Raw genomic sequence first — 11,258 nt, forward strand, 5'->3', positions numbered from 1 at the left:
GGGCGAGCGGGCGCTGGCCGCGCACGCCCGGCTGGTCACCCACGTCGAGCACGCGGCCGCGCACGGCGATCCGGACGCCGCGCTCGGCGCCCCCGCGCTCGCCCGGCTGATGGGCTCGGCCGAGGCGCTGGACGTGGACCTCGGCCGGCTCGCCGAGCGGGACCACCGCGAACGCGACCGGCTGCACGACCGGCTGGCCGAGCTGTGCGCCCCCTACCGCGACGACCCCCGCGGCGTGGTGGCCAGGCTGCTGGCCGACCACCCGGCCCCCGACCAGGTGGTGGCCACCGCCCGCGCGTACACCGAGGAGGCGATCGCGTTCTGCCGGGAGCGGGAGCTGGTGCCCTACCTGGACGGTGAGTGCCTGGTCGGCGAGACCCCGCCGTCGCGGCGGTGGGTGAAGGCGATGATGACCTGGACCGGCCCCAACGAGCCGGACACCCCGTCCTGGTACCACGTGACGCCGCCCGAGCCGGGCTGGCCGGCGGCCAGGACCACCGAGTGGCTCACCGTCTTCAGCGCGACCACCCTGCCGGCGATCACCGTGCACGAGGTCGCGCCCGGCCACTTCGCCCACGGCCGGGCGCTGCGCCGGGTGCGCGGCCCGGTCCGCAGGACCCTGCACTCGTTGGCGTTCATGGAGGGCTGGGCGCACTACGTCGAGGAGATGTGCGTCGAGGAGGGCTACCGGGCCGGCGACGACCGGTTCGCGATCGGGGTCGTGCTGGAGGCGCTGGTCCGCGTGGTCCGGCTGGCCTGCGCCATCGGCCTGCACACCGGTGCTTTGGACGTGGCCGCGGCGACCGACCGCTTCGTGCGGGACGCGCACCTCGCGCCGGCGGCCGCGGCCAGCGAGGCCCGGCGCGGCACCTTCGACGCCACCTACGGCCGCTACACCTGGGGCAAGCTCGCCATCCAGGACCTACGCGACCAGGCCCGCCGGCAGTGGGGCGCCGCCTTCACCCCCGGCCGGTTCCACGCCGCGCTGCTCGAGTTGGGCTGCCCGCCGATCGGCCTGATCGACCACGCCCTCCAACGCCCTGAATGAGGCATTGGCGACGTTCACCGTCCCGAATGGGGCATTCAGGGCAGTTGGCCGGGGCGGCCGAGGTCGAGGAGGAAGACGTCCATCAGTTCGCGGGGGGCGTCGATGAAGCCGTAGTGCGGGCCGTCGAGCACGCGGAACGTGGCGCGGCCGCAGTCCGACCAGCCGGTCATGCTCGCCGGGTCGACCTCGGTGTCCTGGTTCCAGCCCAGCACGCTCACCGGGCACGGCAGGTACACCGGGGCCGCCGGCCGGTAGCGCTTGTTGGCCTCGACGTCGGCGCGCAGCACGCCCAGGCTCAGCTCGACCACGTCCGGGCGGGGGATGCCGCCCAGTTCGGTGATCAGCGTGGCCACCTCCTCGGCCAGCTGGTCGTCGGTCATCTCCAGGAACCGGCCGTGCGGGCCGAGGTGCGGCGGCACCTGGGAGGACACGAACAGGCACGTCGGGGCGGGCAGGCCACGATCGACGAGCCGGACCGCCGTCTCGTAGGCGGGCAGCGCCGAGCCGCAGTGCCCGAACAGCCCGAACGGCCGGTCAAGGTGGGGCAGCAGGGCCTCGACGAGGTCGTCGGCCAGCTTCTCGTAGGAGTCGAACGCCGGCTCGCGCAGGCGGCTCTCCCGGCCGGGCGGCTGCACCGGGCACACCTCGACGTCGCCGAGCGTCCTGGGCCACTTGCGGTACATGCTCGCCCCGCAGCCGGAGTAGGGCAGGCAGAACAGGCGGGCGGCCGCCTCCGGTGCGGGCTGGCGGAGAAACCACCGGTTGGGACGGGCGGGCATGGTCGCAGTACCTCCGGTCAGTTCGTGGTGGGGTTGGCGCGCACGGTGGCCACCACGTCGAGGTGCTTGATGCCGGCGACGAAGTTGGACCGCAGCCGCGCGGGCTCGCCTGCCGGCTCGATGTCCTCGAAGGTCGCCACCAGCTCCTCGAACAGCAGGCGCAGGCTGAGCCTGGCCACCGTGTGGCCGACGCAGTAGTGCGGGCCGGCGCCGAAGGCCATGTGCCGGTTGGGTCGCCGGCGCAGGTCGAAGGTGAACGGGTCGGTGAACACCGACTCGTCCCGGTTGGCCGAGCCGAGCCAGACGACCACCGCCTCGCCGGCCTCGATCCGGGTGTCGCACAGCACCACGTCGCGCACCGCGTAGCGCATGAAGTGGCTGGCCGGGGACGCCCAGCGCAGCGACTCCTCCACCGCGGTCGCGATCGTGGCGGTGCTCGCCAGCAGGTCGGCCATCCTCGGCGTGCCGGCCAGTTCGGCGACCGCGGCGTTGGGCACGTAGGGCGTGGTCACGTTGGCGCCAAGCAGCAGGCTGTAGCAGTTGGACAGGATCTCGCCGGTGCCCAGCCGGCGGCCGTCGATCTCCATCCCGAGCAGCAGGCTGATCAGGTCCTCGCCCGGTGCACGCCTGCGCCGGGCGACGATGTCCTGGAAGTAGGCGAACAGCTCGCGGTGGGCCGCCTCCAGGGTCTTCTGCGGCCCGGCCGGTCCCTGGAACTCCGGGTCGTCCGGGGCGATCGAGGTGGTGGTGAGCTCGGTCAGCCGGGGCCAGTCCTCGGTCGGCAGGTCCATGATCGTGCCGGCGGCGGTCATCGGCAGCATGATCATGGCCTGGGCGAAGTCCATCGGCCCGCCGTCCAGCGCCGGCGCGAGCAGCGTGCGGATCGCCTCGCGGATGCGCGGCGCGTGCTGTTCGACCCGGCGCGGGGACAGCGCCCGCTGCAACGGTTCGCGCATCGCGGTGTGCTTTGGCGGGTCGGTCGCCGCCATCTGCCGGCCACCGGCCGGGTCGTCCTTGCCGAGCAGGGTGAGCATGGTGCCGCGCTGGGAGGTGAACCGGGTGTGGTCGCGCAGCACCTCGTCGGCCTCGGCGAACCTGGTGACCGACCAGAACCCGAGTCCCGGCCGGACCTGCTGCCAGCGCACGGGTTCGCGGGCGCGCATCGCCTGCCAGACGGCGTGTGGGTCGCCTTCCGCGTGCAGCACCGGGTCCGTCAGGTCCACAGTGGATAGGTCCACAATGGACAGTTGGCCGTCACTCATGCCAGCTCACTTCCTGAGTCGTCCGGCGACCGAATCGCCTCGCCGAGCACCTCGGCCAGTTCCGCGACCGTCGGGCTGAGATACAACGTGCGCGCCGGCAGGGGCACCGCGAAGTCGCGCTCGATCCCGTCGAGCAGCTCGGCCGCGATCAGCGAATGCCCACCCAGCTCGAAGAAGTCGTCGTCGACACCGACCGCCTCGATTCCCAGCAACGCGCACCAGGACTCGGCCAGCCGGGTCTGCAGCTCGCCGTGGGGCGCCACGTACTCGCCGGCCGCTGTCCTCGGCGCCCGGCTGGCCGGGGGCAGCGCGGACCGGTCGACCTTGCCGTTGCCGGTGAGCGGCAGCTCGGTGAGCGCCACCACCTGCCAGGGCACCGCGTGCTGGGGCAGTTCGGCGCGCAGCTGGCGCAGCACGGACTCGGCGAGCGTCGCGTGCTCGTCGACGGTCTCGGCCACCACGTAGGCGACCAGCCGGGGACCGGCCGGCGCGCGGTCGAGCACGACCACCGCGTCGCGTACCCCGGCGCAGCGGGCGACCGCCGCCCGCACCGCGCCCGGCTCGACCCGGAACCCGAGGAGCTTGACCTGGTCGTCGGCCCGGCCGACGAACTCGACGGCACCGTCCGGCAGCCATCTGGCGAGGTCGCCGGTGCGGTACATGCGCGCGCCCGGCGTGCTCGCCAGCGGGTCGGCGACGAACCGGTGCGCGGTGGCGGCCGGCCGGTGCAGGTAGCCGCGCGCGAGTCCGCTGCCCGCCGCGTACAGCTCGCCGACCGCGCCGGCCGGGACCGGCCGCAGCGCGGCGTCCAGGATGGCCACCGTGGTGTGGTCGATCGGCGTGCCGATCGGCACCGGGCCGGGGTCCGGGGGCGTGCGGGAGGTCCAGCAGGTGGTGAACGTGGTGTTCTCCGTCGGGCCGTACCCGTTGGTGAACACCAGGTCCGGGTGGCGGTCGAGGAGCTTCGCGACGTGTGCCGGCGAGAGCACGTCGCCGCCGGCGAGCAGGTGGCGCAGGCCGCCGAGCTGGTCGAGCCGGGTGTCGACCATGCGGTGGAACAGTCCGGCGGTCAGCCACAGCACGCTCACCTCCTCGGCCGCCAGCACCCGCGCGACCTCGTCGGCGAGTACCGGGCCCGGCGGGAACACCGCCAGCCGGGCGCCGCGCACCAGCGGCGCCCAGAGCTCCAGCGTGGCGGCGTCGAACGCGACCGGGGCCAGCTGCAGGAACACGTCCCGCTCGGTGAAGCCGGCCCAGGCGGCCTCGGCGACCAGCCGCAGGACCGCCCGGTGCGGCACCGCGACGCCCTTGGGCTCGCCGGTGGTGCCCGAGGTGTAGCTGAGGTAGGCGAGATCGTCGGGATGGGTGCGGTGAACCGGCGCCGGATCGCCAGCTTCGTCACGGGGATCGTCACCGCTGGGATCGACGACCCGTAGCGCGGCCGGCACCCGTTCCCGCCAGGCCTCCTCGGCCACCGCGACCCGCACCCGGGCGTCGCGGAGCTGCCGGTCGGCCATCGTCGCCGGCGCGTCCTGGTCGATGGCCAGGTAGGCCGCACCCGTCTTGAGCACCGCGAGCAGCGCGACCACCAGCTCGACCGACCGGCCGGCGAACACCGCGACGACCTCCCCCGGCCGGGTGCCGGCACGCACCAACCGGGCGGCGAGCCGGCCGGCCCGGTCGTCGAGGTCGCGGTAGGACAGCACGGTCTGGCCGCAGCTGACCGCCGGCGCGTCCGGCCGCGCGGCCGCCTGCGCGGCGACCAGCTCGTGCACGCCGCCCGCTGCCCCGCCGAGGGCGGGCTCGGTGGGGCGGCGGAGGTCGCTCGGGGCGGAGGTCATGCGGTCACTCCGAACTGTGCTGCGGATTCGGTGGCCGGTTGGCGGTCGGACAGGCCAGAATCGGCGAGATGACCGTCGGCCCCACGTTCGTGATTCCCGCCCGCTTCAACGGCCCGGCGACCACCGCCAACGGCGGCTACGCCTGTGGGCTGATCGCCGGGCAGGTCGCGGACCTGGTCGCCGGCCGGGTCGTGGTGACCCTGCACGCGCCGCCGCCGCTGGAGACCCCGTTGCGGGTCACCGGTTCCGGGCGCCGGGCGCACGTGTGGGCCGGCGACGAGCTGGTGGCGACCGCGGCCGCGAGCACCGCCGATCCGGTGACCCTGCCGCCGGTCCCGGCGGCCAGCGCCCGGGCGGCGCACGCCGGCTACCGGGGCGCGGGCCGGCACCCGTTCCCCACCTGTTTCGTCTGCGGCACCACCCGCGCCGACGACGACGGCCTGCGCCTGCGGCCGGGACCGGTCGAGCACCCGGCGGACGCGGTGGCCTGCGAGTGGACACCGGACGCGGCCTTCGCCGGCGAGTCCGGCGAGGTGGCCGCCGCGGTCGTGTGGGGCGCGCTCGACTGCCCTGGTGGCTGGGCGAGCGAGGAGTTGCCGGACCGGCCCATGGTGGTCAGCCGGATGACCGCCCAGGTGGTCTCGGCGCCGCTGGCCGGGGTGGCGCACGTCGTGGTCGGCGCGGTGACCGCCAGGACCGGCCGGACGGTGACCGCGGCAACCACCCTGTACGACGACCGGCAGACGGTGGCCGCCCGCGCGCTCGCGACCTGGTTCCTGCTCTGACATTCCCTCACTCCAGCCCATCGGCGTCCTCCGCCCGGCCGACGGGGCCGGCCAACCGGACCCGGCTGCCGATCAGGAAGGCGATCTGCACCCGGGAGGTCACCGTGAGCTTCTTGAAGATCCGGTCCAGGTAGGTCTCGACGGTCTTGTGGCTCAACCGCAACACGCTGGCGATCCGGTGGTTGGTGTAGCCCTTGCTCACCAGCTCCGAGATCTGCAGTTCCCGCCGGCTCAACGTGTTCAGCCGCTCGGTGTCGGAGTCGGAGTCCGGCTCGGTGTCGGTGTCGTCCGACGCCACGTCGGCTGGTTCGGTGACTGGCTCGGTGACTGGCTCGGTGACTGGCTCGGTGACTGGCTCGGTGACGTCGNGTCGGGGGTCTCCCCGACGGGCTCCCGGCCGTACCCGGCGACCAGGTGCACCGGCGCCCTGGCCGCACCGCGCAACCGGGCCACCGGTGGCTGCCCGGCGACCGAGGCGGCCAGCCGGGCGTAGTCGGCCCACGCCGCCGCGAGATCATGCCGGCCGAGCGCGGCCAACGCCTCGCTCAACCCGGTCGCCAACCGCGCGCGCAGGTACCCCTGCCCACTGGTGACCGCCACGTCCAGCCCGGCCCGGAACTGCTCGGCGGCCACGTCGGGCAACGCCATCCCGAGATGGCCCCGCGCGATCAGGTACCAGCATTCCTGGGCCCGCCACCGATCCTGCTCACCCAGCTCACCGAACAACCGCATCGCGGTCCGCATGTGGGTGTCCACCGGCCCCTCCCCGGTCACCCCGAGCAACAGGTGCGCCCGCAACGACAGCAGCCGCTCGCCGTGTTCGGCCACATGGCACAGCACCGCCCGCACCTGCCCGGTGATCGCCCGGTCCGGCGCGTCCACGGCCAGCGCCGCCAACTCCAGCCACAGCGGCACCCCGGCCGGGTCGTCGGGTCCCAGCCGCGCGAGCTCCGCGGTCAGCACGGCCTCCGCGCCCGTCCGCTCGCCGCGGAGCCTGCGGGACCGCGCACACCACTCGGCGGCGACCACGCGCTGCGCCGCCGGCAGCGCGTCGGCCGCGAGCAGGTCGGCCAGCAGCACCTCGCTCTCGCCCAGCCGGCCCGAGATCGCGAGTGCCTGCCCGAGCAGCAGCAGCGTGCCGCACGTCGGCCGCAGGCTGTTGGCGGTGCCGCCCCACCGCGTGGCCCTGGCCGGTGCCGGGAACAGGCTGGCGCGCGCGGCCTCGGCCAGCAGGTCGGCGTCGGCCTGGTCGTCCCACCTGGCCACGTGGTCCAGGTGCCGGGCGATCACGGCCGGCCGCTCGCCCCTTGCCCGGAACAACGCGGCCGCCCGGTCGTGTGCGCCGTAGCGCCACGCGTCGGACATCGCGTGGTAGGCCACCGAGCGCACCACCACGTCGCGAAACCGGAACCGGCGCAACGAGCCGGACGAGCGCACGATGTCGTGGCCGAGCAGCTCGTCCATGCCGGCGAGCACGCCGCACCGGTCCAGTTCGGCCAGCACCTCGACCACGGTCAGGTCGAACGGGTCCCCGGCCACCGCCGCGGCGCCGGCGACCCGGCGGGCCAGCGGGGACAACATGCCGAAGTCCCCCGCGGGCGCGCCGGCCAGCACCGGCGGGCTGCCGTCGACGAACTCACCGATGTCCGGGAGTTCCCCGGCCGTGGCGGCGCGCGCGGCGGCCAGGGTCAGCAGCACTCCCGGGTTGCCGTCGGCCAGGCGCAGCAGTCCCTGCCGGTCGACCTGGTTGGTCCCGGCCGGCAGCAGGCGCGCGAGGTCGTCGGTGGCGATCGGGCCGGTGCGCACCCGGTGGATCGACGTGCCGCCGAGCACCTCGCGGATGACCGCGGCCAGCCGCACGTCGCACTGGCGCGGCCGGTGGGCGAGCGCGATGACCAGCGGCGCGTCCGGTGGGTGGCGCACCACGTGGTCCAGCAACGCGATCGACGCGTCGTCCAGGTGGTGGGCGTCGTCGATGACCACGAGCAGGCCCCGCGACGCGGCCAGCACCTCCAGCGCCAGCCCGACCGCGCGGAAGATCCGGTACCGGTCGACCTGGTCGTGCGCCGCGCCCGCGGCCACGCCACCGGGCCAGGACGGGAAGACCACCGACAGCCAGTTCGCCCAGTCCGCGCCGAGGCGGTCGCGCACGGCGGCCGCGTCCCGGGCGAGCAGGCCGTCGAGCGCGCCGACGAACGCCTGGTAGGGCAGCGCGGGCCCGGCCACCGCGCGGGTGGCCGCCACCGCCCAGCCCGCCTGGCCGAGGCGGGCGCGGAAGTCCTCCAGCAGCCGGGACTTGCCGGTGCCCGGGTCGCCGGTGATCTCCACGACCTGCGGTCTGGTGCCCGCCCGCGCGACGACCTCGCCGAGCGAGGCCAGCTCGTGTTCCCGACCGACCAGTGTCCGGCTCGTGTCCGAGGCCGCGGTGTCCAGCGCCATCCGTCCCCCAATCCCGCGCGGGTCAGAGTGGCGGAGTCGAACTGGATTTCGTCTGGATCGCGTCTGGAACGCCGCCCGCTCACAGCTGCGCGTCATCGGTCCGCCCCTCGCCGAGCAGCCCGGCGACCTCGGCGTCGGGCAGGGCGGCGATCCGGGCGAGCATGTCCCGCAGGTCGTCGCGGTCGGCCTGGGCGAGCTGGCGGCGCCGCAGCTCACCGGCCAGCTCGGCCAGGGTCCACCTGCGCTCCAGCAGCTCCACCACCGAGACCTCGATGCCGAACCCGGACCTGATCCTGGCGGCGAGCCGGGTGGCCATCAGCGAGTGCCCGCCCAGCTCGCGGAACTCGTCGTCGCGGCCGATCCTCGGCACGCCGAGCACCGTCGACCAGATCTCGGCGAGCGCCTGTTCCACGCCTGGGCCCGGCGGCCGGTAGTCCGCGCGCGCGGCCAGGTCCGGGGCGGGGAGCGCGGACCGGTCGGTCTTGCCGCTGGGGTTGAGCGGGATCTCCGGCACCGGCACGAAGGTGTGCGGCACCATCATCTCCGGCACCCTGGCCAGCATGGCCGCCCGAAGATCCTCGACCGGGAGGTCGGACACCACGTAGGCGACGAGGATCCGGTCACCGTCGGGCGCGGACGCGGCGACCACCGCGGCGGCCCGCACGCCGGCGACCGCGCCCAGTTCCGCTTCCACGCCACCGATCTCGACCCGCTGGCCGCGGATCTTCACCTGGTCGTCGACCCGGCCGAGACAGTCCAGCCGCCCGTCTGGCAGCCAGCGCGCCCGGTCGCCGGTGCGGTACATCCGCTCGCCGTCCCGGAACGGGTCGGCCACGAACCTGGTCGCGGTCATCGCCGGCTGGCCGAGGTAGCCGCGGGCCAGGCCGGCACCGGCCAGGTACAGCTCCCCGGTGACGCCGATGGGCACCGGCGTGGCCCGGTCGTCCAGGACATAGCAGCGGATGCCGGGGATCGGCCGCCCGATGGACACCGGCTCCCGACTGCCGTGGACGTGGTCGTGGGTGACCTCCATGGCGGTCTCGGCCGGGCCGTAGACGTTGTGGATGGTCACGCCGGGCAGCGCGTCGCGGGTGGCCGCGACCAGCTCGCCGGTCAGCCGCTCGCCGATGAGGTGCAGCTGGGTGAACGGGTTGGCCGCGCCGTCGTGCTCGGCGAGGAACACCTTCAGCACCGACGGCACGAAGTAGGTGTGGCCGACACGGTGTGCCCGGCAGAACTCCGCCCACCGGCCGGGATCGCGGCGGACTTCCGGCGGCGGCACCACAAGCCGGGCGCCGGTGACCAGCGGCCAGAAGATCTCGGTGATCGAGATGTCGAAGCCGAGCGGGGTGCGGTGCAGCACGCCCTCCCCCGGCGCGAGCGGGAAGGTGGCCGCGCGCCAGCGGGTGTGGTTGGCCAGGCCGCGGTGGGTGTTGGCGGTGCCCTTGGGCCGCCCGGTCGAGCCGGAGGTGTAGATGACGTAGGCGAGGTCGTCCTGGGCGACGGTGACCGGCACCCTGCCGGCCGGCCGCGCGGCGATGGCCGCCGCCTCGGTGTCGAGGGTGACCAGCCGGGCGCCGGTCTCGGCCAGTGCCGCCAGCACCTCGGCCTGACCGTCCCCGGCACGGGTGACCACGACGGCCGGGCGCGCGTCGCGCACCGCCAGGCCAAGCTGCGCGGCCGGGTAGTCCGCGTCCAGCGGCAGGTAGACCGCGCCCGCCTTGAGGATGGCCAGCAGCGCGACCACGCAGGCGGCCGAGTGCGACAGGTGGACCGCGACCAGCTGACCCGGCTCGACGCCGGCCGCGCGCAGGTGCGCGGCGAGCTGGTTGGCCCGCCGGTCGAGTTCGCGGTAGGTCAGCCGGCCGTCGTGCGCGTCGAGCGCGACGGCGTCCGGCGCGCTGTCCACCCGGGACTCGACGAGGTGGTGGGCCGGCACCGGGTCGCCCTGCTCCTGGTGCGGGTCGCTCCAGCGTTCGAGGTGCGCGCGTTCGGTGGCCGGTTCGGCCGGCAGGTCGCCGAGCCTGCGGTCGGGGTCGGCCGCGACCTCGGCCAGCAGGCGGGTGAAACCGGTCGCCAGGCGGGCCACCGTCGACTCGTCGTAGAGGTCGGCGGCGAAGGTGGCGCGGCCGGTCAGGCCGCCGTCCCCGGTCTCGGCGAGCTCGACCGACAGCTCGAACTGCGCGGCGGCGGCCGGGATCTCGAACGGGGTCGCGCGCAGGCCGGGCGCGGTCCAGCCGGGGGTGGCCGGGCGGAGGCCGAACGCGACCCGGACCGGGGAACCGGTGGTCCCCCGGTGGTCCTGGCCCAGCGCGGTGAGCACGGTCGACAGTGGGGTTTCCTGGTGTGCCAGCGTGTCCAGGCAGCTCGTCCGGGCACGGCCGACGAGTTCGCGGAAGGTGCCGACCCCGCCGGTGCGTACCCGCAGCGGCAGCACCCGCGCGCGGAAGCCGACCAGCCGCTCGGTCCCCGGCTGGTCCCGGTTGGCCACGAACGACCCGAACACCAGGTCCGCTCGACCGCTCCAGCGGGACAGCACCGCCGAGAACCCGGCGACGAGCACGGTGTGCAGCGTGGTGCCCGCGTCTTCGGCGAGCGCGCGGAGCCCGCCGGTGAGCGCGGCCGGCAGGGTCACCGGCACGTGTCCGGCGGGCGGTCCCGGCCGGTTGGCCCGTGGCCGGTCGGTCGGCAGGTCGAGCACCGGCGCGCCGGCCATGGCTGCCCGCCAGTACGCCGAGTCGTCGGGCGCGGCCGGGCTCACGGGCGTGGCCGGCTGGTCGAGCGCTGGCCGGTCTTCGGTGGCCGCGCGGTACAGCTCGGCCAGCTCGCGGCCCAGCACGCCCATGGACCAGCCGTCGACGACCGCGTGGTGGGCGCAGACCAGCAGGGCGGCGTCGTCGGCGGCCAGCCGCGCGAGCACGAACCGCACCAGCGGGGCGCCGAGGTCGAACGGCGCGCCAAGCTCGCGCCAGTAGCCGGCTTCCAGGTCGCCGTCGGGCAGGTCCACCGCCGGCAGGTCGGGCGCCCGCCACGGGTGTACCGTCTGCCAGACCGTGCCGTCCTCGTCGGCACGCAGGGTCGTGCGCAGCGCATCGTGCCGGGCG

The 11,258-nt window shown here is 75.1% G+C and carries 8 protein-coding genes; 2 read left to right on the plus strand and 6 right to left on the minus strand.

Translation table 11 applies throughout. From position 1 onward, the window contains the following. Positions 1 to 1,048, plus strand: a 1,048-nt coding sequence (locus ACYVIP_RS38850; RefSeq protein WP_460405822.1) for a DUF885 family protein, incomplete at its 5' end; no start/stop codon positions are given. A 35-nt stretch (positions 1,049 to 1,083) separates the two neighbouring features. Here the strand turns inward: ACYVIP_RS38850 and ACYVIP_RS38855 are convergent. Genes ACYVIP_RS38855 through ACYVIP_RS38865 form a run of 3 tightly spaced genes read right to left on the minus strand, consistent with a single transcriptional unit; the run spans position 1,084 to position 4,930 of the window. After that, a complete protein-coding gene (locus ACYVIP_RS38855) occupies positions 1,084 to 1,827 on the minus strand; it encodes a thioesterase II family protein (RefSeq protein ID WP_460405824.1) in 744 nt (247 codons plus the stop codon). A 17-nt stretch (positions 1,828 to 1,844) separates the two neighbouring features. Further along, a complete protein-coding gene (locus tag ACYVIP_RS38860; protein ID WP_460405826.1) occupies positions 1,845 to 3,089 on the minus strand; it encodes a cytochrome P450 in 1,245 nt (414 codons plus the stop codon). Further along, positions 3,086 to 4,930, minus strand: a complete 1,845-nt coding sequence (locus tag ACYVIP_RS38865) for an amino acid adenylation domain-containing protein (RefSeq protein ID WP_460405828.1) — start codon at positions 4,928 to 4,930, stop codon at positions 3,086 to 3,088. The genes ACYVIP_RS38860 and ACYVIP_RS38865 overlap by 4 nt, the downstream gene beginning before the upstream one ends. Before the next feature lie 68 nt (positions 4,931 to 4,998). Here ACYVIP_RS38865 and ACYVIP_RS38870 point away from each other — a divergent pair, with 68 nt between their 5' ends. After that, the gene (locus ACYVIP_RS38870; RefSeq protein ID WP_460405830.1) at positions 4,999 to 5,715 is read left to right on the plus strand and encodes a hypothetical protein; all 717 of its coding nucleotides are present in this window, start codon (positions 4,999 to 5,001) and stop codon (positions 5,713 to 5,715) included. A 7-nt stretch (positions 5,716 to 5,722) separates the two neighbouring features. Here ACYVIP_RS38870 and ACYVIP_RS38875 read toward each other — a convergent pair whose 3' ends face one another. The 3 genes from ACYVIP_RS38875 to ACYVIP_RS38885 all read right to left on the minus strand — a co-directional run. Next, complete coding sequence (locus ACYVIP_RS38875; protein WP_460405831.1) at positions 5,723 to 6,013, minus strand: helix-turn-helix domain-containing protein; 291 nt, start codon at positions 6,011 to 6,013, stop codon at positions 5,723 to 5,725. Beyond that, positions 5,956 to 8,250, minus strand: coding sequence for an AAA family ATPase (locus tag ACYVIP_RS38880; RefSeq protein ID WP_460405832.1), 2,295 nt, complete (start codon positions 8,248 to 8,250; stop codon positions 5,956 to 5,958). Before ACYVIP_RS38880 ends, ACYVIP_RS38875 begins: the two co-directional genes overlap by 58 nt. After that, the coding region (locus ACYVIP_RS38885; protein WP_460405833.1) for a non-ribosomal peptide synthetase at positions 8,234 to 11,258 on the minus strand (3,025 nt) is incomplete at its 5' end. The genes ACYVIP_RS38885 and ACYVIP_RS38880, both read right to left, overlap by 17 nt.

Source organism: Actinophytocola sediminis, assembly GCF_054779715.1.

What these genes read in the sequence shown, in the direction of transcription:
- ACYVIP_RS38860 (WP_460405826.1), bottom strand. Translation starts at nt 3,089, where the DNA reads ATGAGTGACGGCCAACTGTCCATTGTGGACCTATCCACTGTGGACCTG.
- ACYVIP_RS38865 (WP_460405828.1), bottom strand. Translation starts at nt 4,930, where the DNA reads ATGACCTCCGCCCCGAGCGACCTCCGCCGCCCCACCGAGCCCGCCCTC.
- ACYVIP_RS38855 (WP_460405824.1), bottom strand. Translation starts at nt 1,827, where the DNA reads ATGCCCGCCCGTCCCAACCGGTGGTTTCTCCGCCAGCCCGCACCGGAG.
- ACYVIP_RS38870 (WP_460405830.1), top strand. Translation starts at nt 4,999, where the DNA reads ATGACCGTCGGCCCCACGTTCGTGATTCCCGCCCGCTTCAACGGCCCG.